Raw genomic sequence first — 23,370 nt, 5'->3', positions numbered from 1 at the left:
GGATTAAAATAATTGGGGATTAAAATAATCGAGGATTAAATTGAAGAGTAATTATAATAAATGTATCTTTGGAAGTATGGAAGATAAAACTAATATAATTCAGATACAGCGTTATCATTCCCCTTGTGGTGATTTGATGCTTGGCTCGGTTGGAGATAAGCTTTGCCTTTGTGACTGGGCGGCTGAAAGTCACAGGGATATTGTAGACAGGAGATTGCGGAAACTGTTGAAAGCAGGTTATGAGGAGAGGACATCAGATGTGATACAGGAAGCGATCAGGCAGTTGGATGAATATTTCAATGGCAAGCGGACTGTGTTTGAGGTGCCTTTGCTTTTTGTAGGTACCGAGTTTCAGAAGAGTGTATGGCATAAGTTGTTGGAGATTCCATACGGTTCGACTGTGTCATACGGTGAGTTGGCCGGACAACTGAATGTGCCGAAGGCTGTCCGTGCGGTTGCTGCTGCTAACGGGGCGAACGCTATTTCTATTTTTGCTCCGTGCCATCGTGTGGTTGGAAGTAACCAAGCGCTTGTAGGGTATGCTGGCGGACTTTCTGCTAAAAAGAGGTTGCTGGATTTGGAATTAAATGGTAAGCCTCTGTTATGAATGAGTGTTTTTTGTATATATATTCTAAATATTTGATTTTGCCGATAGATAAAAAGTAGTATTTTTGTCGCCGCTTTTAAAAAACGTACCGGTAATGTTTTCAATTATTTCGAAATTATATATTAAAAACATGAATTATTCTAGCAGAAAAGCCATTGTTTCTATTTTAATGGGAGCGTTATTTTTAGGCTCCTGTTCGAACAATGAGCAAACAGAGGAAAAAGTTATTCAACAAACTTATTCAGTAACATTAAAAGGTATTACAGTTTCAGGTGAGGAATCTTCTGAAGAACTTAAGGATGTGTCTGTTTTTCAGTTTAGTGATGGAGGTCTTTACAAGGCGGAACAATTGAATCCGGGAAAAGACGGGCAGTCCGAGATTTCAGCGGTGAGTGGATCGCGGCTTTATTTCCTGACAGGATTGGAGGGAGCGATGGAAGAAAATGTTACCAGTGAAGAAGAATTTCGCAATATGGTCATTGGTGAAGGACTGCATGATAATTCCGCACCGAGCTTTATGGCAGCAGTTGTTGAGTTGGAGAGTGGAGTGGTAACCCGTGGAGGTACAGAGATTAATGTAGCTATGAAACGTGGTGTGGCACGTATCGACCTGAATACGACTGCTGATAGCAAGACGAAAATCAAGGAAATCATTGTAGAAGACGCTCCGGCGGAAACTTTCCCGTTCATTGAAAATAAACAGGCTTCAGATAAAACGGTAAACTATCGGAAAGAGTTTAGTTCCGATTTCAACGGTGAACAGAAAGAAGTGTTCCGTATTTTTGAGAGTATGCGTCCTGTTCACATCGTTTTACGCGGAACGTATGGCGAAGTGCCCATTAGGCTGAAAGTAGAGTTGCCTGTCGTCGAACGTAATAAAGTATATGAATTGACTGTGCTGAATGTAGGTGCTAAGATAGAGGGAAACTTTACTATCAAACCGTGGGAAGAAGGGGAGACGATTATCGGTAAGCCTGATACGAACCACCGCATTCTGCTCAGTGCATCCAAATCGAAGATTCCGGCAGAAGTGAAGGCGGATTATGAAAACAATATTTTGGAAGTGCCTGCTACGGGTGTTGGTGAAATGACGCTGGCGTTTGTGTCCGACACTCCTATTGGCATATCTTCTACGGAAGGTGCCGGTGACGACGTAAACGTGGGAAGTATATCCATGTCGGAAGAAGCGGAAGGCATTGTGTCGGTATTCAACGTATCGGTGAATGCGCAAGGCAACGGACGTCTGGGATATGCAGTACGGGTACATTTGAAAAATGTATTACTGGATGGGACGTATGATTATGTGGAGATTCGTGTGGCTCCCAGTGACAAGCAAATTGAGACTGTAGAAATAGGCGGAAACGTATGGATGGCATTCAATGCGCGCAGCCGCGATCTTGATGACCAGATTTATCCGTTGGACGGGATTACAATCGAAGATATGTATCGCACAAGCTGGATAAATACTGTGGGTGGGCTGTTCCAGTCCGGACGTTTATATATGTATGTGCCATGGCAAGGATACAATCCTTCCAACAATCTGGGAAATCAGGCAGCCGATACCCCATGGAAAAATGATAGCCACATGCCTTGTCCGGAAGGGTATCGGATACCGACTGTTGCAGAATTACAGTCTCTTCTTCCTGCCGGACAGGAGATACCGGGCACATATAAAGCAGGAAATGGAGAAACAATTATCGCTACACTTCATGTAGGGGAAGGCAAACTGATCACACCGACTGGTGTGACGGGCACGCAGCACTATGTGAAATTTACTTCAGAAGAAACCAAGCGTTGCCTTATCATTCCTTTGGTTGGCGGAAAAGGTGATAAAACGACGTCCAACAATCCTGGCTTTGGAAGAAGGGCAGTGTTGTGGGCAAGCGAACGCAACGGCTGTTCGGGCGGATATGCATGGGCCTATTGGTTACCATTTGAAGGAGCAGAGAAAACTACTATTAAGAAGCAACAATTGCAGATGGAAGCATTTGCCTCTGTACGTTGTGTAAAAAAATAGGAGAGGATGAGAATGAAGATGATGAAAATCACAATACTGTTACTTTGGATATTGGTGCTTGCCTCTTGTTCGGGGGATTTCGAACAGGAAACGGACAACATATCCTCCAGTATGGGACAAGTGACGTTTCTGTTTGGTTTGCAGGAAGATGACGTTTTTATCGTACAGACACGCAGCGGTAGCCAGGAACAGATTACTCGTATGTGGTATGCCGTTGCCGATAAAGAAGGTAGGATAATCAAACCTTTGTACCAGAAGCTGGAAAATGACTTTTCCAAACTGACGATCGAAGGATTGGAACAGGGGGATTATACATTGGCATTTCTTGCTACCACTAGTGTGGAAGAAGAGGCAGGAGAAACGATCAAAGATCCTGCGTATTTGTCTGATGATTGGTTGATGAACTTTACAGAAAAAGCGCCGCTCGATGTAGTTTATTTTTATAAAAAGATAGAATTGCACATTGGAAGAGAGCAGGCTCCGGTATCACAGCTTGTAACATTGGAACGTTGTGTGGGAAGAGTGGACGTAGACTTGAAGCTGTCATCCGACTATATGTGGAGATTCATCCGAAAGATTGATATTACATTTGATGATTCTGAGGGAATATATGCCACTCTTGGTGTGGATGGGCAATATTCAGGAGCGAAAGGAGTAGAGGCGTATGACATTACCGGGAAATGCTCCTTCTACTCGTTACCGGGAAACAAACCACTTTCCGGTTTTGTGTCTATCGAGTCGGAATGTAGCGACGGTAGGCGGTTTGAACGCAAATACCGTTTCATTGGTTGTAATATTGAGCCCGGGCGAGTGTCGCATATCAGTATTGATTACCTTCATCCGGAAAATCAGGACGGTTTCTTTCGTGTGCGTGAGGAAGATTTTGTTCGTTTCCGGACTGATACGATGTTTCTTGCCGATGAGCCGCGTGATGTCTTTTATAACAGTGGGCGTCGGTCTTTTTATGCAAATGCTCCATTGCAGATGTCCATTTCAAACGAACATGAACTGCTCGTTAAGTTCTTCTCTCCTGTCGGCATTCAGGATGTAACGGTTTTGTGCCGCTTTAACAAAGTCAGTACCGAGTTTTTCGAACTGGCGCACTTCGACCAGATTTATCCTTTTATGGAAGCTTCGTTTCCTTTGCCTGTCGTAGATTCGGAACGGACGTTCACCACTAGTAACGGTCGGAAAGTGGTGGTGCCTGCACAACATGAACTTGCGAATGATGATGTGACGCTTGTCTTCCGGACGGATGATCCGTTCATGAAGAAAATGGAACAGATAGACAGCCATTGGTTCATACGTTTTTCTGCCTATTCGGCTGACGCTGGTCATGCATATTGGCGGCACATGAACCCGTTGTTGTGTCGGCACGGAGTGGCGTTGGCTCTCAATATGGCTTTTATGTTCTCTTCCGAAGAGTTTAATGCGGAAATGAACAATTATGAAGGAAGACTGAAAGACAATGGAGGAAATCCGATCAATTTAGATAATTTGCGTCAAAGAATTCGCAGTCATGGAGGACTTGTGCTGGGATGTGTCTCGGGTGTCGGCGGACTTGGTGGGGGCAGTACGTATGGACTGGCTAGTTATTGTTATACCGGTGTCTATTTTGATGCTACTCCCCCCGATGCTCATCCGCACAATTATCCCCGTCAAGCCATGTTCCATGAATACGGACATTGTCTGGGATATAACCACAGCAGTACGATGACATACGGTGACCAATGGACCGTATTATGTGCCACTGTTTTTGTAAATATGGGAAAAGAAGGTAAATTGCCTGTATGTTCGAAAGACATAGTCGGAAAATTACCGATGTAATTTGCACGATGCGTTTATAGTACTTTCGAAATTTATAGTAAAGAGGCTTGTCTGATAGGGTGACAAGCCTCTTTATTTCAATTTATTGGTGATTGGATATCCACCCTTTCCCGTGTTTTTCTGCCGCCATACGTACCAGCTGCACAATTTTCCATTCTTGCTTTTTTGATGTGCTGTTGTTTCAAAGAAGATAATGCTGTGCCTGCATAACCGTGCATATTTACGAAGCCGGCCAATTCCTGCCTCGGGAGATCATGGATTTACTTTCAGTATGATTGGAGCACAGATTATATGTAAAAAGCTGCAAGGGCTGGAAGATGAGCGTGGTAAAGTATTTCCCGTTGGCTTGATGTACGAATAAAATGCAATACATAGATTGATTTTAGTGATCTTTTTTTATTTTTGCACTCGCAAAACTACTAAGAATACACCAAATGTTTTTTTCATTTCTTAAAAAAAAGATCTCGGGAAAGAAGCAAAAGCCGGAGGAGGTTGTAGCATTTGAACTACCTATGCAATTTGTGTTGAACTATTCGGAAGGTTATGAACGGACATCACTTGTTTCCGAAGAGGAGATAAAGCGGGCAATAAATAATATTGATGAATATGGAGATATATGGCTCAGTAACTGTCGTCCTGTAATCACTCCTTATGGTAATTGTTCCGGGATATCGTGTATGAGTGTGCCGGACGGCAATCTGCAAGTTGCAGTATGTTTCGCCATGTCTGACGGGTTGACAAGGTATTCTAGCTGTGATTATAGTCCGAGTGATATTGTCCGGATGTTCTGTAACTACTTCGAACAGCTTGAAATTCCGGAAATTAAGAATTGGGAGAAAGGACATTTCACTCCGGTATCTCCTGCTGACGAGCCGTATTATTTATACGTAGACAATGAAGAATTCAAATTTATCGATTATGAAGACGTGTTGGCGGCTCTCGAGAATCTCGAAGCCGGCAAATGTTCTTCGCTGCTGTTGAAGACTCCCGGCTGTCAGAACGGTTATCTGGAAGTGAGGAGGACGAAAGATAATTATATCGTCGAAATAGGAGGAAATAATGAAGAGGGAGATTGGGTGGTGCTCATGACTCGAGCTTCTTATATCGGCCGTATCAGATTTTGGCTTTTCAATTATTACCATAAACGTGAGTTTCCCCGGATTACGGATGAATGGGAGGATATAACGGAAGAAGTGGCTAATGATGAATAAAGAATAAAAGACATATCGAAAGAAAACGGATATATAATAATTTGTAACAATGAAACACAGTGAAACAGTAGCTGTTGCCATTGACAAAATATGGAAAAGCTACGACAAAGAACAAATGTGGGAAGGATATGAGCTTCTGCGTCAGGCAGCGGAAGAGGGGGATGCGGATGCTTACTGTTACCTTGGACGATGCCATTTAGGGGAAGATTTTGTCTGGTGCGGAGCAGAATTTCCCGTAGATGAGGAGCAGGCATCCCAGTTGATTAAGGAGAGTGCGCGCCGGGGCAGTGCCGATGGGGTATTATGTGCTTTGCGGACCGGTAACTTGTCTCCAGCTGTTCAGAAAACGATGCCTTTCGCATCTCTTGAGGAAGCTTTTACGACAGTGATACAGCAAGCGCAGGCGGGAGATGCCTTTAGCCAATATGTGGTGGGAAATGTTATGTTCTATGGTGATTATCTCGTCATTCGTGGTGAGGAAGAAAACCGCAAATACAATTCTGAAGATGAGTATTACGCTTTTGCTTATCCTATAGCGGCAAAATACTATGAAAACTCGTTCGATAACGGTCTGCCTGCCGCATTCGGCAACTATCGTACCATTTATGAGTCGGGACTGGCGGATATTGATGACGAGGTGTACGAGAACTACCTGAAACTTCTTGCTGATACGGGTGATCCGCTCACTTGTAATGACTACGGCAAATTGCTGGAAGATGAGTATGATGATGCGGAGGGGGCTTTCCATTATTACTCAATGGCTGTGGAGCGCGGAGATGTCCAGTCCGCCTACAATGTGGCTGTGTGTTACGGAACAGGGTACGGCGTTGATGAAGATTTGGACAAGGCATTTGAGAATTATATGATAGCAGCGAAGGCAGGTAACGCAAAGGCGCAATTTCAGGTAGGCAACTTCTACTTTGAAGGGCGTGGCAATATAATACAGGATTATGCCAAGGCAGTGTTATGGTTAGATAAGGCATATCATAATATGGATGATGAGGATTCTTGGCAACCGGCAGCCGAACTTGCTATTTGTTATCAGAACGGTCTAGGCACTTTTCAGGATGATGATGCGGCATTCGAATTCCTTTCCGAGATAGAAGAGAATGGTAGACTCGATGAGGTATGGGAACCTCTTGATGCTATGGTACTGAATGCTTTTGGTGTTGCTTATGGCTTCGGACGAGGTACGGAACAGAATATACCGCAGGCAATAGAGTACTTTGATCTTGCTATAGAGTATGATTCGGAAGAGGCGAAACGAAACAAGGCCTGCTTTAAGAAAACACTTTTTGGTGGTTGGAAGATGAGATAGCCATTTTCTCGTCTCTGTTTGTCGTTCATTCTCTTTTCTATCAATCCTCCAGCAGTAACGATGTTTCCATCTCTTGTGCCTTGCAGATCTATATAGTTTGCGTCTCCGGTATAATTAACTCCGGCATATTGTTTGAGATACTCCAAACCGTTACTGCTACCTTTTTCAACTATATTTGCTCCGATAATCGTCTCTCTTTGAGAGTTTTTCAGTATACCTGAGATCGTTCTGTTAGCAATAAGCCCGTGCATGCTTTTTGTTTAATTGTATGTTTACTAATTTGTTTTTGGATAGCTAAATTTCCGGACAATTTAAAGCTATGTCTCGATTGTAACGACTTTACTTACCCCATAGGCTATTAGATTTTATTAGGGCAAAATTATGCATATAGAACTGGAGATTGAAAAAAAAATAAAGTTGACTTTGGTTTGATTTGGGTTGATTTTTACTACCTTTGTCTCAAAGTACTAGTTAAAAAGATAGTGATATGGATATCGAAGTAAAAGATAAAGCAAACCGGAGACATGTAGGACATAATCTGCAAAAGATCCGTGTTTACTTTGGTATGAAGCAGGAAGCTCTAGCGGCTGATCTTGGTGTAAACCAGCAGGTCGTCTCAAAAATTGAGAAACAGGAAGAAATAGAAGAAGGTCTTTTAAATCAAATTGCTTCTGTGTTAGGAATATCTGCAGAAGTGATTGAAGACTTTGATGTAGAGAAGGCTATTTATAATATTAATAATATCAGAGATAATACTTTTGAGCAAGGTGCTATATCAATCGCACAACATTCTTAAAAATAAATTTATTATTATGGAAACTGAATCTTATACGAACAATTCGCATTTAGGACGGAAAATAGAACGAATACGGCGTCTTCGCGGTATGACACAGACTGATTTGGGGGAGCTATTGGGAGTGACTAAACAAGCTATCTCCAAAATGGAGCAATCGGAAAAAATAGATGACGACAAATTAAAACAAGTAGCTGACGCATTAGGTGTCACGGAAGATGGCTTAAAGAAGTTCACAGAAGAAACAGTCCTATATAGTACAAACAATTTTTATGAAAATTGCCATGTGAGTGCATCTAATATAGGTCCTATAACTCATGTGGAAAATCTCAATCACTTTTCAATGGAGCAAGCTGTGAAATTGTTTGAGGAATTGTTGAAAATAGAAAGAGAAAAATATAGTAAGGGAAAAGAGGATAGTAAGTAAAAGAAGGTCAAATAGCAATACTAGATGTACATTCTGAAAAGGAATACAACTTCTCAGATCGCTTATAATGAAGCCTTTAAAAACATATGGCGATGTTAGAATCAAAAGCTCGCAAAGAAGTCCAATATCGGAAGAAATTTGAGTTGCATCAGTAAATACTTAAGCTCAAAAAAGAATTAAGAGGTTGATGTAGTAATTTTTATTTGATAAAAACTAAAATATATATATGAATAGACTAAGAATGCAAACCAAAAATCGAGCAGATGAGAATTTTGCAAAACTTGCTGCACTGTTTCCAAATGCTGTGACGGAAACCGTTGATATCGATGGTAACCTGGTTAGAGCTATTGATAAAGACGTACTTATGCAAGAGATCTCTACATATGTTGTAGAAGGCAAAGATGAACGTTACCAGTTCACCTGGCCCGACAAAAGAAAAGCTATTCTTGCAGCAAATGCTCCAAGTATGAACACACTTCGCCCTTGTATAGGAGAAAGTTATGGAGACTTCAATACAACCGAAAATCTTTATATAGAAGGTGATAATCTTGAAGTTCTAAAGCTCTTGCAAGAAAATTACTTGGATACAGTTAAACTGATTTATATAGACCCACCTTATAATACAGGTAAGGAATTTGTATATCCAGACAAATTTTCTCAGACGACATCAGAATATATGTTGCGCTCAGGCCAATATAATGAAGATGGAAATCGGCTATCCGCTAATATGGAGTCTAATGGCCGCTTTCATACTGACTGGCTTAACATGATGTATCCTCGTTTAAAGATTGCTAGAAATTTGCTTGCAAAAGACGGCGTGATATTTATTAGTATTGACCAGAATGAAGTTGAGAATTTGAAAAAGATTTGTTGTGAACTATTTGGCTCAATAAATTTTGTTGGTGAAATTATTTGGCAATCAGCTACAGATAACAATCCTCGTCAAATATCAACAGAGCATGAGTACATTCTTTGTTTTGCAAAGGATGTGAATTTCCTTACTCCATGGTTTGTTGAGTCTGATAAAGCTCAAAAGATCAATGCACAATATAAATTGATAAAGCATAAAACTACAGACATTGCTGAACAGCAGAAACTATTGCGCCAATGGATAAAAGCAAATGAGACAGATTTAAAGGGAGTATCTCATTATAATAATGTGGATGAACGTGGTGTGTACAGTAACTCCACAAATTCATCTAATACAAAACCTGGTGGCTATACATTTGATATCATTCATCCTGTTACTGGTAAACCGTGTGTAAAGCCTGAATTCGGTTGGCGTTGGACTGAAACAACTTTTTGGAATTATGATAAGGTTGGAGATATTGAGTGGGGAAAAGATGAAACGACACAACCTCACGTTAAAAAACGTATAGAGACTGTCAAAGAACAGTTTAAAAGTATATATTATGAAGATGGCAGAGCTTCAACAAAGCAACTGGAACAATTACTTGGCGGTAAAAAAATATTTGATAATCCTAAATCAGTTTCCTTATTAAGTCGTATTATTGGTTTTGCGGCTCCAGATGATGATTGTATTATTTTAGACTTCTTCTCTGGCTCTGCAACAACTGCGCATGCTGTTATGGAGATGAACGCCAAAGAGGGTACTCGTAAAAAGTTTATCATGGTACAGTTGCAGGAACCTACTGAACCTAAAAGTGAAGCGAATAAGGCAGGTTTTAAAAACATTTGTGAAATAGGAAAAGAACGTATACGGCAGGCATCTAAGATGCTAAAAGAAACGTATCCTGATGCTTCGTTTGACACAGGTTTTCGTGTGTTAAAACTGGATTCAAGTAATATGCAACAGGTATGGTATACCCCTAACGATTATGTTACAAAGGATTTGTTTGCATCTACTGTTGATAATATAAAGTTAGACAGAACAGCTGATGATTTGTTGTTTCAGGCTATGTTGGAATTAGATTGCCTTCTCTCAAGTAAAATAGAGACAACCATTATACATGGTAAAACTGTATATTCAGTTGCAGATGGTTATATGATGGCTTGTTTTGAACCAGGAGTTACTGATAAAGTTATTTCAGAAATAGCTCAGAGCAAACCACATTATTTTGTAATGCGAGATAGTTCTATGGCAAACGATAGTGTTGCTGTTAACTTTGAACAGTTGTTTAAGTCATATAGCCCGGATACCCATCTTAAGGTATATTAAACAATGAAAGAAATGAAATTTGATTTCAAAATACAACCATATCAAACAGATGCTGTTGAAAGCATCGTTAGTGTTTTTGCAGGCCAACCAAAGTTTGATGAGACTAGTGATAACACTATCTATGCAAGAGATTCTGGAAAAAAAGCAAAGGCAGCTTCTAAAGAAGAAGTTCAAGCTCTCCGGTTGCATTTTAATGATTTGGGAGATAGTATTGATGTCTCAGATGCTAAGGAACAGCTGGATGCAGCTGGATATCGTAATGCAGATATTGTTTTGTCGGATCAGCAACTACTTGAAAACATTAATGCAATTCAAGCGCAGCAGAATATACATAAGTCATCAAAACTATTTTCAGCCATAGGGCGTGTATCTTTGGATGTCGAAATGGAAACCGGTACAGGTAAGACTTATGTGTATGTGAAGACCATGTTTGAGCTGAATAAGCAGTACGGATGGAGTAAATTTATCGTAGTCGTACCTAGTATTGCCATACGTGAAGGCGTAAAAAAGTCTATGGAAATGACAGTTGAGCATTTCATGAGACATTATGGCAAAAAAGCAAGATTTTTCATTTACAACAGTGGTAATTTAAATGCGTTAGATAAATTCTCAAGTGATGCTGGAATAAATGTGATGATTATAAATACTCAAGCATTTGCAACGTCAATGAGAGAGGGGGCAAAGAATAAAGAAAGTCGTATTATATACTCAAAACGTGATGAGTTTAACAGTCGTCGTCCTATAGATATTATTAAAGCAAATCGTCCAATTGTCATCCTGGATGAACCACAAAAAATGGAAGGTGCTGCTACTCAAACAGGAATCAAGAACTTTAATCCTCTTTTTTTGATCAACTACTCGGCTACTCATAAGAATCATCACAATGAGGTGTATGTTCTTGACGCTCTTGATGCATACAATAAAAAACTTGTAAAGAAAATCCAAGTAAAAGGTTTTGAAATACACAATCTTCGAGGTACTGACCGATATATTTTCTTCGAAAAGATCGTTGTTTCAAGTAATAAGCCTCCGATGGCAAGATTAGAAATCGAAGTGCGCCAAGCAAATGGTGTTGTTCGAAAAACTAAAGTTTTGGGTGTAGGAGATAACTTATATTTAGCATCCAATGAATTACAACAGTATAAAAGTGGATATACAATAAATAATATCGATCCAGATAATAGTACGATTGAATTTGTCAATGGAGAAATAATGAAAACAGGAAATGTCGTTGGTGACATCTCTGAAAAGGATATGCGTCGTATTCAAATTCGTGAGACAATTCAATCTCATTTTGAAAAGGAAGAGGCGTTATTCCGTAGGGGTATAAAGACACTTTCGCTTTTTTTTATAGATCATGTTTCAATGTATCGTCAATATGGTGAAGATGGAGAAGAACTTCTTGGAGAATATGGGAAAATTTTTGAGGAGGAATATAACAATATACTTAATGATAAACTGAGATTATTTGGTTTAAGTGGTGATGAAGCTGAAAAGGATGATTATCAGGTATATCTTCGTCGCTTTGATACTCATGATATTCATCGTGGATACTTTAGTATTGATAAGAAAGGGCATAGTGTTAACAGCGAATTGAAAAAAGGATCAGATATTTCAGATGACATTTCTGCGTATGATCTGATCTTAAAAAATAAGGAGCGTTTGTTAAGTTTTGATGAGCCAACACGTTTTATATTCTCTCATTCAGCACTACGTGAGGGGTGGGATAATCCAAATGTTTTCCAGATTTGTACTCTTAAACATTCCGAAAGTGCAACAGTTAAGCGTCAAGAGGTTGGACGAGGGTTACGCCTTGCAGTGAACAGCTTGGGAACCCGCATGGATGCACAGACTATAGGTGAAGACCTGGTTCACGAGATTAATAAACTCACTGTAATTGCAAGCGAAAGCTATGCTACTTTTGTGACCGATTTACAGAAAGAGACAAGAGATGTTCTTTATGATCGTCCGACTAAAGCGACTACAGAATATTTTAAGGGTAAGATACTAAAGGTTGGCGAAAACATTATCACAATTGATGATCAACAGGCGGCAAGTATTGTTTCTTACCTCGTGGACAACGACTATATTGATTCTAAAGGTGGTATTACGAAAGAATATCACAAGGCGGTTATAAGTGAAACATTGGAACAGCTACCCAAAAAACTCCGTGGCATGGAAGAACCAGTTCATAAACTCATTCAATCTATTTTTGATGAGCATGCTTTGGATGGTATGTTTGAAAATGGTCACGATACTACAATTGAAGATAACCCGCTTAACGAGAACTTTTATAAGAAAGAATTCCAGGATTTATGGAAAAAAATTAATCATAAGTATGCATATACTGTAAGTCTTGACAGTGAAGAATTGATTAAGAATGCTTCTGAGGTGATTAATAAAGAATTGCATGTTGCACAAGTAAGATATAGCATAACAACTGGACAACAAAATGAAAAAATATCTCAATTGCAAATTAAGAGTGGAACGACATTTGGTGGAGTTTCTTCGCGCTCACAAAACTTGCGAAATACATATGCATGTACAACACCCTATGATTTGATTGGTGATATTGCCAAAGGAGCTACTCTAACACGAATAACTGTTAGTCGTATTTTGGAGAAATTAACTCCAGAGAAAAAAATGATGTTTGCGGTTAATCCAGAGGAGTTTATAACGAAGGTTATTAACCTAATTAAAGCTCAAAAAGCGACTATGGTTATTGAGCATATCTCGTATAATCGCATTGAGGGTAAGTATGATAATTCTATTTTTACAGCAGAAAAACATAGTACAGGCTATGATAAAGCTATTCGTGCAAAACGTCATATCACAGATTATGTTTTCACTGATGGAACAGCAGAAAATAGTATAGAAAAGACTTTTTGCCAAAGCCTTGAAAGCGCAGAGGAAGTTGAGGTATACGCAAAACTACCAAAGAGTTTTCATATTCCTACGCCAGTAGGCAACTATTCTCCAGATTGGGCAATAGCTTTCAAAAAAGGTACAGTGAAGCATATTTTCTTCATCGCAGAAACTAAAGGAACAATGGATTCAATGGAACTTCGTGCAATTGAGAAAGCAAAGATTAGTTGTGCAAAGAAGCTTTTCAATGAAATGTCTACCGAAAATGTTAAGTATCATGATGTAGATAGTTATGAGCATCTATTAGATGTGATGCAAACAATTAATTAATCAAATTTATTATGGCATTTATAAATTATCGTAAGGAAACTTCTGAGCGAAGTGATGCTATTAATTGGGCAAAGAAAATACTAGTTGAAAAGACAGGTCTCTTCTTTGATGCCATTGAAGGATGTAATGAAAACAATAACAATATTGTTACACATTTATTTGAACGTGCGAGAGTGGATTTTGTTCCAGGTATATCTTCTGAAAGAGATGTTCTTTCTGCAATAATATCATTAGAGACACCTGAAGTTCTACAACGAAAAATAAATTTCGCAAATGCTTTCAATTGTCCATTGACATATGTATTGTATTGTGATGAAGAGGAGTCCGTATGGGTGTATACTATTTTGAATCTTGCTACATGCAAATTCTCTGTCTCATATGATACATATCATGGCTTCTCTAACTGGATCTCCACAATTAAGGGTTGGAAGTCGACAAAACCATATCGTGAGCGTAAAGACTTGCCTTATTTTGACAGAGCTCTTAGAAATGCTGGATGTGCTTGGCCTACAAATATAGATTGTTTTGTTTCAAATCAAGATTCTCAGCCAATTGCAATACTAGAATTTCAGAATGCAAATAATACTGAAGTCGCTAAGCATTGCAACAATGAATTTTTCTTGGGAAAATATGCAAGAACTAACCAGTATGGTTATATTCAATATGATAATGATGTAAGACGTTGGCAGTCGCAAGAAATATTAAGAGTTCAATCTGGATTACGTTTGTTTATTATAACTTGGTCACAGAACTCTACAGATTTTATACTCAAAGAAGTTGATGTCATCTCTTTTCCGGATCTTCCATTTGGCAAAGATTGGACGAGACATGCAGAATATCAGCGTTTAATGCATGAATTTGTTAATGCGCAAGAGATGAACAAATTGAGCAAAGCTCGTCTAATTGCAAGTCAGTTTAGTTCTTACAAATTAAGCTATGTTGCTCCTATAATGAATCAAGTGTATAAAGAAGCGCCATTAAGTACAAAAGATAAATCATTTCCTTATATCTATTATAAGTATAAGAATTTTGTTCAAGATTCAACTGACACTCTTCCGAATTTATTTTTGGAATTGATAGGAAGATGAGAAAGAGAAACTGCTGATTCTTGTTGCAATCGAGAAGACTGACGGCGTATAGTTTGGTATCGGTATCAGTCAGACTGGCTTACGCTTATCATGATCCTCTATTTCTGTTAGCTGCCCAAAAAGAGAAATCCGCCTGGTTCATGAACCTTGCGGTATATTCTCCTATAAATCAATATCTTTGGAGCTATAAGCTTTGTACCTGTCACGTTTTAGTCCTAAAAAACTGTCCACTTCTGTCCAGTGCCTGTCTGCTTATATCTTGGGTTCAAAAGTATACATTCTTTTTAAACTACACAAGTCTTTGATTATTAATATTTCAACTTAGGTGCAAGCTATATATACATATATATGCTTGCACCTTGCACCTAAAATTCACTTGTCTTTTATTGTAAATTTAGGAGTCTGTGAATTGGGCTTATTATTGGGAGCATCAACTTTCAATAATAAGGGCATTGGAAAATCGACTCCAACTAATAAAGCTTCCCCTTCTCCCAAAATAGGCAAAAATGATAATATATTCTTGTTTGCGGATGATGCAGCACTTTCTATAGCTTTTTTGTCTTGGTCATTTATTAGACGATGAACGATGAAAGTTCCCATTTGGCTCAATGTTCCCAATGGGATATCTCGTGGCATCTGAGTTGCAATACATAAAAAAAGTCCATATTTGCGAGCCTCTTTTGAAATAAGTTCAAATGAATCCAAAGGTTTAGCATCAAAATATTCATCTTTTATTGATTTATTTAAAAATTGATGGGCTTCATCTATGAATATCACAACCGGATCGTTCTTGAATTTTCCTTCTCTTGCATTGTTTAGTAGGTACTTCCCAATCGCATTGACCAATATTTCTCTAACTTGATAGTCGAAACTTACATTAGAAAAGTCAAATCGTAAAAGTCCTTTTTTATTTCTAATGTAATCATCAATAACATGAATCAAATCCTTAGGAGCATTTAAAGCACTTTTTCTAAATCCAAATATTTTGTTATATTCCTCTGTACATAATAAGTTATTAACCCTTGAAATCAAACTAATACAATTTGACACATCAGTTTCATTTGATTTGGTAAAATCCCCGTCTCATCGTCATCCTTTTTGTTATAGTTAATGATAACTAAATGAAAATTGGGATTCTGAAAAACAGCTTCTTTAATAACATTTTGAATATGTTTATCTTGAAACCCGAAACCAATAACAATTAAGAGAGTGCTTTCTTGCCGTAAGGTCTGCTGAAATCGAGCCATCATCTCAAAATAAGGTTGTTCATATGAACTTTCATATTTCTCACTTGCTGGATAAATGATACAAGGTTTCAGAGGCTTTTCTGTTTGTTGTATAATTCCATTCTCGTCTTTTTCCCAATCAATACTTCCATGTAATTTATATAAATGGAAAATATTTGGGACAAAACTTTCTTCCTGCTTTAATCTTGTTTTCTCTCGATAAACAATATCGTAATCAAAGTTCTTTCCCGAAAAGTATCTAGGAAATGAGAAAGAAAAGCCATCAATTATTGTAAATCCTCTTTTTTTTGCTGCTTGTTCAAAAAGAGTGTCATAATTAGTAGTGAAAAGCTGTACTCAAGGATCACTTGGTTTTCGAGCAACAAGTCTGTTCAGGAGTTCTCCATGATGTTTGTTGCTTTTATCAAGTTGCAGATTACATGCATTTGCTATTTTCTTTTCAATGTTTTCTTTTAGGCTATTTCCTGCACTATCTTTTATTTCATCATTTATTTTTTCAAATAAAATAAGATAAGAGAGAAAATCTTCGATATTTTTCTCTCTTACAATAGCTTTCATTTTGTGAGAGCAAGCTTGTTTTTTGTGTAATTCTCGTATTATTGTTTTGATATCGTCACGACATTCTTTCCATAACCCTTCTCTTGTTTTTCCTCTGTGTGTCCCATTGTCCATAGAAGTTCCTGCTGCTGTTAATATCGCTATATGCTTAAAGTGAGAAAATAGATTGGTCAATAGACTTCTCATATATTGTTTTGTACCATTCTTAGCTAATTCCTCAGTTGTCCTTATCTCTTCGATAGGTCTTTTTTGCTCAATGCCATTAATGTACCAATAGTCTTCATTAAAACTAATGCTTTGATTTCTTGATATATACAAGTATTTCATATCGGATAACCTTTATTATTCTACAAATTTGTTAAGTTCTTCTTCAACTTCCTCAATTGTTGGCAATTTACTTTTCAGATTATCAGGAAGTAACTCCTTTACATTAAACTCGCTAACCCCAATTGGAGAGGATATATTTTGCAATGCATATTCTACTTCAATCCTATCTTTATCTCGACAGAGTAGCATCCCTATGGTCGGATTATCATATTCTCCTCTTAGCGTGTTGTTGATAAGGTTTTGATAGAAGTTTAGCTGTCCCAAGTGTTCAGGTTTAAAGTTTCCATTTTTAAGCTCTATAACTACGTAAGCTCTCAAAGGTATATGATAGAACAAGAGGTCGCAGAAATACTCCTTGTTGTTCAAGTTCAAACAATATTGTTCCCCTACAAATGCAAACCCTTTACCTAATTCAAGAAGAAACTGAGTAATGTGAGTTACAAGTTGTTTTTCTATATCTCGTTCTCGTGCTTTTTGAGATACAGACACAAAATCAAACCAATACGGGTCTTTTACTACTTCCTGTGCCATATCCGCTGTTAGGGCTGGTAAGGTCTGCGAGAAGTTTGTTTGTCCTTGTCCGTAATGTTCGTAGAATTGTTGCTTGAACTGATTTTCTAAAATGCTTCTGCTCCAACTATTAGATAGAGTTTGATGTGCATAGAATAATGCTTCTTCTATATTTTGAGCTTTACTAATTATCACCTTTTGATGTCCCCAAGGAATATCAAAGATAATCTTATAATTATCAGCTGTTTGTAATTGTCCCTCAACTTGGGGGACAATTGAGTTATTGGGCGAAATATGCATTTGCCCTGCATAAAACTCATAGAAATTCTTACTGTAGTATAGGTTCTGACGGGAAAAGCCTTGCATATCAGGAAACTCATTGCGCAAGTCTACTGAAAGCTTGTTTATTACCTTATCACCCCAATTTTGCTCTTTCAGTTTTAGAGAGATCATTTGTCCTAACCGCCAATAAAAGTGTATCAACTCTGTATTAGCTGTTTTTATCATTCGTATTTTAGTAGAACGAATTTGCTGTTTGATGGCTTTCAGCCACTCTATATATTCACTATCTATTGTACTAATAGGATTATCTTTCATGTACCTTTGTTTTTTGCAAAGGTAAACAATTAAATATAATGATAGTATGTTTTTGAAATACATTCTTTTAGCTTAGTAGTGGTGAAAGTTCATAGAACACTCCTAAAGTATTCCTTTGAATTGAATAGTGTTATGCTAATACTTGGTTCCGAAAATCTGTACCTACTAATAGAAGGAAAGCGGCTCATCAAAGCTGTTAAATTTATGTTTATTGGGCTATTTGTAACAAAGGACAATTGGAATATAGCAACTTGTTACCAAATGAATCAAAAAAACGCGGCATAGAAAAAAGAGAATATACCAGGACTATAAAATATGAAAAAGAGGTTGTGTCAGAATGCTGACACAACCTCTTTGCTTGATTTTTCTTTTGTTTTCAGTGATCCGCCTGGGGCTCGAACCCAGGACCCCAACATTAAAAGTGTTGTGCTCTACCTGCTGAGCTAGCGAATCAATCCTTATTTGCGGATCAGTTATTTCCTGATTGCGGGTGCAAAGGTAGTTACTTTTATTTAATTTGCAAGCATTCCGTAGAAAAAAGTTTCAATTATTTTTTCTCGTTATGGCTTGTTTCTTGATTATCAGAGGTTTCTACTTCATCATATTTTATCTTTTCTTTGTTGATAATAAAGCGTTGGTAGTAGGAGAGCATTAAAGTTGTTAGTGGTAAGGCGATGATCATGCCGAGCATTCCCATTAATGAACCCCAGATGGAAAGAGATAAAAGGATGATGGCAGGATTCAGTCCGGTAATCTTCCCCATGATTTTAGGGACAAGAAAGGTATCCTGTATGATTTGTACGATTGCGAAGACGGCTGATGCGCATGCAATGATAATCCAGAAGTTCTGTCCGGTGTCGGCGGCTTTGAGGATCGCCAATAAGATAGTGGGAAGGAAACCGATGATTTGCAAGTAGGGAACCATATTTAATGCTCCGATGAAAAGTCCCAGAGCAATAGCCATTGGGAAGTCGATAATCAGGAAACCAATGCTAAAGAGAATACCTACGCAGAAAGCAACTAAAGCCTGTCCACGGAAATATCTGTTCATACCATCCTGTACGTCGTGAACTAGGTTGGAGGCAAACGTGCGGTATTTATTGGGTAGTAGATGCAGCCATCCTTCAGCTATCGCTTCATAATCCAGTAATATAAAGATTACATATAATAATATAATAAAGGAGGCAAGGATGCTGAATAGAATGTTGAGAGATTCTGCAAGCAAAGTCCACACTCTGGGGACAGTGTCTTTGATTGCCGCCAGGATATTCTCTTCACTTAATATACGGTTCAGTGCCTGAAGATCAATATTCTCGTGGATAAATTCAGAAAGATTCTTAGGTACATTGTTACCGGCTCCATTGGTGAGGTAAGTCACCAGCAAGTCGTTCATTCTGCCTATTTCCGAAATCATCGGCGGTACTAACAGATAGAATAAAGTGATTCCGATAACCGTAATAAGGAATAAGGAACAGAAGATGGAAATAATGCGGCTTTTCAATCGTAGCTTATACTGGAAGAACTTGACTAACGGATAGACCATATAAGCTATCAGCCAGGCAATAAAGAAAGGTAATAACACTCCGCTAAGGCGTTCCACAAGCATTAATATTCCCACGACTAACACACATCCGATGGAACCGCGTATAAAACTGTCGAATGTTATCTTTTTCCTTTCCATAATCTGCTTTTTTTATAGAGTTTATATTTTCTGCTCATCTTCCCCTCGTGCACGGAGGTAACATTCTCTACACAAAGGCTCGTATTCGGCTGTTTCACCTAAAAGAACCTGTTTCTCATTCTTGACTGTACGATGTGAGAAAGAAGCCAGCTGGCCACATTTTACACAGATTGCATGAACTTTGGAGACTTCATCGGCAATGGCGCACAATTGTGGCATAGGCCCGAACGGATTTCCTTTAAAGTCCATATCCAAGCCTGCGATAATGACACGGATACCATTGTTGGCGAGCTGGTTGCATACGTCAATCAAACCATTATCGAAAAACTGTGCTTCATCAATACCTACTACGTCTATCTCTGAAGTAAACAGTAGAATACTGGCTGACGAATCGATGGGGGTAGAAGCGATAGAATGGCTGTCATGAGAGACTACGTCTTCTTCTGAATAACGGGTATCAATAGCCGGTTTGAATATTTCTACACGTTGTTTTGCGAATTTTGCTCTCTTCATTCTGCGAATTAATTCCTCTGTTTTTCCGGAGAACATGGAACCGCAGATAACTTCGATCCGACCTCTTCTCCTGGTCTCCTGTATGTGGTCTTCTGAAAATAATACCATGAGATTTTGTGTTTTCTTGATTAAATAAATATGTGGACAAAGGTAAGCAATTCAATGTGCAAGAACTGTTAAATTATCCATTATTTTAAGTTATTGCATAAATTATTCCTACATTCGCACCGTATAAACAATGGACTGACATGAAACAGAAGCTATTAACAGATATTGAGTTGGATGTTCATGAGTTGAACTACCTCATGGATTCGTTTACCAAGGAGCCGACTCTGACTTTGTCTGAACTGTTGAAGCGGAGCATTACACGGATGCAGGGACGTTTGGATGAACTGCAGCAGGAAGTGGATGCTGTTCAGTTGACTTCTACGTCAGCTGTAGAAGAAACAGTGGAAGATACTAACGAAGTTGCCGAATCTGAAGTAGATTCCCCTGTTATTATACAATCTCTTGAATCTGTTGTTGTGAAAGAAGAAGGGGAAAAAGAGGAACCGGCAATTGTTGAGGAGCCTGTAGTTGAAACTGTTGTGAAAGAGGAAGAACTTAAATCGGCAGTGTTGGGAGAAAGTCTCAAATTATCTGCTGGCTTGCGACATGCTATCAGCCTGAATGATTCTTTCCGTTTTTCTCGTGAGTTGTTCGGAGGGGACACTGATTTGATGAATCGTGTTATCGAACAGATATCAGTAATGAGTTCCTACAAGACTGCGGTCGCATTTTTGTCCTCGAAAGTCGAAATAAATGAAGAAAAAGAGGCGGTGAATGATTTTTTGGAACTGCTAAAGAAATATTTTAATCAATCAGCATAAAACAAATGGGAAAGCTATATGTAGTGCCTACGCCGGTAGGGAATCTGGAGGACATGACTTTTCGTGCTATCAAAGTTCTGAAAGAGGTTGATCTGATTTTGGCGGAGGATACACGTACTTCCGGTATTTTGCTGAAACACTTTGAAATAAAGAATGCAATGCAATCCCACCACAAATTTAATGAACATAAAACGGTGGAAAGTGTTGTTAATAGAATAAAGGCTGGTGAAACGGTAGCACTTATTTCGGATGCCGGAACGCCTGGAATTTCCGATCCCGGATTTCTGGTTGTTCGTGAATGTGTGCGCAACGGTATCGAAGTGCAGTGCTTGCCGGGAGCAACAGCTTTTGTTCCGGCACTCGTTGCATCGGGATTGCCGAATGAGAAGTTCTGCTTCGAGGGATTTCTTCCCCAGAAGAAAGGACGGCAGACACGACTGAAGACATTGGCGGAAGAACACCGCACGATGGTGTTTTATGAATCACCCCACCGTCTGTTGAAGACGTTAACGCAGTTTGCCGAATATTTCGGTGTTGAACGTCAGGCAACCGTGTCGCGTGAAATATCCAAACTCCACGAAGAAACTGTTCGAGGCAGTTTGGCTGAATTGATAGAACACTTTACCGTTACCGAACCCCGGGGCGAGATTGTGATAGTATTAGCAGGAATAGATGATTAAATAATTTCATTAAAAAACGTAAAACGTAAACGTATGAAAAAGTTAGCTGTTTTATTTGTATGCGTAGCCATGTTGGCTTCGTGTGATGGCTTTAAAGGTGGAAATAAAGACCTGAAAGCTGAAAATGATTCTCTTTTGATGGAACTGAATCAGCGCAATGCTGAACTGGATGATATGATGGGTACTTTCAATGAAGTTCAGGAAGGTTTTCGTAAGATCAATGCTGCCGAAAGCCGTGTTGACTTGCAGCGTGGGACCATCACTGAAAACTCTGCCAGTGCCAAGCAACAGATTGCTTCTGATATCGAATTTATCTCCAAGCAAATGGAAGAAAACAAAGCGCAGATTGCAAAATTACAGGCACAGTTGAAGAATAGCAATTACAATTCTGCACAGATGAAAAAAGCTGTTGCCGCTTTGACTGCTGAATTGAATGCTAAACAACAGCGTATCGAAGAACTTCAAACAGAACTGGCTTCCAAGAATATCCGTATCCAGGAACTGGATGCTGCTGTCAGCGACTTGTCTGCCGCTAAAGAAACGTTGGCTGCAGAAAACGAAGCAAAAGCTAAAACTGTTGCTGAACAGGAAAAGAGCCTGAATGCTGCTTGGTTTGTATTCGGTACTAAATCTGAATTGAAAGCTCAAAAGATTCTTCAGAGTGGAGATGTATTGAAGAGCGCTGATTTCAATAAGGATTATTTCACTCAAATCGATATCCGTACAACAAAAGAAATCAAGTTGTACTCTAAACGTGCTGAGTTACTGACTACTCATCCGTCCGGTTCTTATGAATTGGTAAAAGATGACAAAGGCCAGTTGACACTGAAGATTACTAATCCTACTGAATTCTGGAGTGTATCCAGATACTTGGTTATCCAGGTAAAATAAGGTAGATATCCCTTTTTGAATTGCCAATGTGCTGATTCCTGGATTCAAGAAATTAGCACATTGGCTTTTTTATTTCTTATTACGCATAACTACTGATGAAATATAAAAATCTCTTTTTTGATCTTGATGACACCATTTGGGCTTTCTCTCAAAATGCCCGTGATACTTTTGAAGAAGTATATCAGAAATATTCGTTCGACCGCTATTTTGATTCGTTCGATCATTATTACACCCTTTATCAACAAAGAAATACCGAACTTTGGATTGAGTACGGTGAAGGAAAGATAACAAAGGATGAATTGAATCGCCAGCGTTTCTTTTATCCTTTACAGGCTGTGGGAGTAAAAGATGAATCGCTCGCCGAACGCTTCTCGAAAGATTTTTTCGCGATTATTCCTACCAAAAGTACTTTGATGCCTCATGCGAAGGAGGTGTTGGAATTTCTTGCTCCTAAATATAATCTCTATATCCTTTCTAATGGGTTTCGTGAATTGCAATCACGCAAGATGCGTTCGGCTGGAGTGGACGGATATTTCAGAAAGGTGATTCTCTCGGAAGATCTCGGAGTGCTGAAACCTTGGCCGGAGATATTCTATTTTGCCTTGTCGGCTACTCAATCCGAATTGAGCGAATCCTTGATGATTGGTGACAGTTGGGAGGCAGATATAACCGGGGCACATGGAGTAGGAATGCATCAGGCTTTCTACAATGTGACGGAACGGACTACTTTCCCTTTCCTCCCTACTTATCACATTCATTCCTTGAAAGAATTAATGAATTTATTATAGGTTTTCTGGATTAAGTCGTATTTTTGTTGCGTTTTAGTTTTGTATAA

The 23,370-nt window shown here is 38.8% G+C and carries 18 protein-coding genes, 1 tRNA gene and 2 pseudogenes; 14 read left to right on the top strand and 7 right to left on the bottom strand.

The features are described from left to right. The first annotated feature begins 76 nt into the window (after nucleotides 1-76). The 10 genes and pseudogenes from I2I04_RS06685 (at nucleotide 77) to I2I04_RS06640 (ending at nucleotide 14,662) form a co-directional block, all read left to right on the top strand. Nucleotides 77-607 carry a methylated-DNA--[protein]-cysteine S-methyltransferase gene (locus tag I2I04_RS06685; protein ID WP_143259946.1) on the top strand — a complete coding sequence of 177 codons (531 nt, stop codon included), beginning with the start codon at nucleotides 77-79 and terminating at the stop codon, nucleotides 605-607. Nucleotides 608-737: 130 nt separating this feature from the next. Next, nucleotides 738-2,624: an FISUMP domain-containing protein gene (locus tag I2I04_RS06680; RefSeq protein WP_195472861.1), complete on the top strand. Its 1,887-nt coding sequence runs from the start codon at nucleotides 738-740 to the stop codon at nucleotides 2,622-2,624. A 12-nt stretch (nucleotides 2,625-2,636) separates the two neighbouring features. Beyond that, nucleotides 2,637-4,451, top strand: coding sequence for a hypothetical protein (locus I2I04_RS06675; RefSeq protein WP_195654681.1), 1,815 nt, complete (start codon nucleotides 2,637-2,639; stop codon nucleotides 4,449-4,451). Between the two features lie 434 nt (nucleotides 4,452-4,885). Beyond that, a complete protein-coding gene (locus I2I04_RS06670) occupies nucleotides 4,886-5,662 on the top strand; it encodes a hypothetical protein (RefSeq protein ID WP_195654626.1) in 777 nt (258 codons plus the stop codon). 49 nt (nucleotides 5,663-5,711) lie between these two features. After that, nucleotides 5,712-6,980, top strand: a complete 1,269-nt coding sequence (locus I2I04_RS06665; protein ID WP_195654625.1) for a tetratricopeptide repeat protein — start codon at nucleotides 5,712-5,714, stop codon at nucleotides 6,978-6,980. Between the two features lie 487 nt (nucleotides 6,981-7,467). Further along, nucleotides 7,468-7,764, top strand: a pseudogene (locus tag I2I04_RS06660) (helix-turn-helix domain-containing protein); the annotation flags it as partial. Between the two features lie 28 nt (nucleotides 7,765-7,792). Next, nucleotides 7,793-8,200: a helix-turn-helix domain-containing protein gene (locus I2I04_RS06655; RefSeq protein ID WP_004323518.1), complete on the top strand. Its 408-nt coding sequence runs from the start codon at nucleotides 7,793-7,795 to the stop codon at nucleotides 8,198-8,200. A gap of 226 nt (nucleotides 8,201-8,426) precedes the next feature. Next, a complete protein-coding gene (locus tag I2I04_RS06650; protein ID WP_195654624.1) occupies nucleotides 8,427-10,379 on the top strand; it encodes a site-specific DNA-methyltransferase in 1,953 nt (650 codons plus the stop codon). Between the two features lie 3 nt (nucleotides 10,380-10,382). After that, on the top strand, nucleotides 10,383-13,574 hold the full coding sequence (locus I2I04_RS06645) for a type III restriction-modification system endonuclease (RefSeq protein ID WP_229067711.1): 3,192 nt from the start codon (nucleotides 10,383-10,385) through the stop codon (nucleotides 13,572-13,574). Between the two features lie 11 nt (nucleotides 13,575-13,585). Further along, entirely contained in the window at nucleotides 13,586-14,662 is a 1,077-nt protein-coding gene (locus I2I04_RS06640; RefSeq protein WP_195472864.1) for a hypothetical protein, read from the top strand. A gap of 372 nt (nucleotides 14,663-15,034) precedes the next feature. Here the strand turns inward: I2I04_RS06640 and I2I04_RS06635 are convergent, their stop codons facing one another. The 7 genes and pseudogenes from I2I04_RS06635 to I2I04_RS06610 form a co-directional block, all read right to left on the bottom strand. Beyond that, nucleotides 15,035-15,712 (bottom strand): ATP-binding protein, encoded by a 678-nt coding sequence (locus tag I2I04_RS06635; protein ID WP_317192943.1) that lies wholly within the window; start codon nucleotides 15,710-15,712, stop codon nucleotides 15,035-15,037. Continuing rightward, nucleotides 15,691-16,227: pseudogene (locus I2I04_RS23185) on the bottom strand (SIR2 family protein); the annotation flags it as partial. The pseudogene I2I04_RS23185 and the gene I2I04_RS06635, both read right to left, overlap by 22 nt. Before the next feature lie 18 nt (nucleotides 16,228-16,245). Next, complete coding sequence (locus I2I04_RS23180) at nucleotides 16,246-16,794, bottom strand: hypothetical protein (RefSeq protein ID WP_229126937.1); 549 nt, start codon at nucleotides 16,792-16,794, stop codon at nucleotides 16,246-16,248. Nucleotides 16,795-16,809: 15 nt separating this feature from the next. After that, nucleotides 16,810-17,901, bottom strand: a complete 1,092-nt coding sequence (locus tag I2I04_RS06625; protein ID WP_195472867.1) for a YhcG family protein — start codon at nucleotides 17,899-17,901, stop codon at nucleotides 16,810-16,812. A 380-nt stretch (nucleotides 17,902-18,281) separates the two neighbouring features. Then, a tRNA-Lys gene (locus tag I2I04_RS06620) sits at nucleotides 18,282-18,354 on the bottom strand. A gap of 94 nt (nucleotides 18,355-18,448) precedes the next feature. Continuing rightward, complete coding sequence (locus I2I04_RS06615) at nucleotides 18,449-19,582, bottom strand: AI-2E family transporter (RefSeq protein WP_143257642.1); 1,134 nt, start codon at nucleotides 19,580-19,582, stop codon at nucleotides 18,449-18,451. Nucleotides 19,583-19,603: 21 nt separating this feature from the next. After that, nucleotides 19,604-20,203 carry a thymidine kinase gene (locus I2I04_RS06610; protein ID WP_143257643.1) on the bottom strand — a complete coding sequence of 200 codons (600 nt, stop codon included), beginning with the start codon at nucleotides 20,201-20,203 and terminating at the stop codon, nucleotides 19,604-19,606. Nucleotides 20,204-20,343: 140 nt separating this feature from the next. Here I2I04_RS06610 and I2I04_RS06605 point away from each other — a divergent pair, with 140 nt between their 5' ends. The 4 genes from I2I04_RS06605 to I2I04_RS06590 all read left to right on the top strand — a co-directional run bounded on the left by I2I04_RS06605 (nucleotide 20,344) and on the right by I2I04_RS06590 (nucleotide 23,323). Then, on the top strand, nucleotides 20,344-20,964 hold the full coding sequence (locus tag I2I04_RS06605; protein WP_143257644.1) for a hypothetical protein: 621 nt from the start codon (nucleotides 20,344-20,346) through the stop codon (nucleotides 20,962-20,964). A gap of 5 nt (nucleotides 20,965-20,969) precedes the next feature. After that, nucleotides 20,970-21,644, top strand: coding sequence for a 16S rRNA (cytidine(1402)-2'-O)-methyltransferase (rsmI, locus tag I2I04_RS06600; protein ID WP_143257645.1), 675 nt, complete (start codon nucleotides 20,970-20,972; stop codon nucleotides 21,642-21,644). A gap of 33 nt (nucleotides 21,645-21,677) precedes the next feature. After that, nucleotides 21,678-22,535, top strand: coding sequence for a hypothetical protein (locus I2I04_RS06595; RefSeq protein WP_143257646.1), 858 nt, complete (start codon nucleotides 21,678-21,680; stop codon nucleotides 22,533-22,535). A gap of 95 nt (nucleotides 22,536-22,630) precedes the next feature. Then, the gene (locus I2I04_RS06590) at nucleotides 22,631-23,323 is read left to right on the top strand and encodes a YjjG family noncanonical pyrimidine nucleotidase (RefSeq protein ID WP_143257647.1); all 693 of its coding nucleotides are present in this window, start codon (nucleotides 22,631-22,633) and stop codon (nucleotides 23,321-23,323) included. Nucleotides 23,324-23,370: the final 47 nt, after the last annotated feature.

Source organism: Bacteroides sp. 1001136B_160425_E2, from assembly GCF_015559655.1.
GTDB lineage: Bacteria > Bacteroidota > Bacteroidia > Bacteroidales > Bacteroidaceae > Bacteroides > Bacteroides luhongzhouii.
This window is presented reverse-complemented; position numbering and strand designations above follow the sequence as displayed.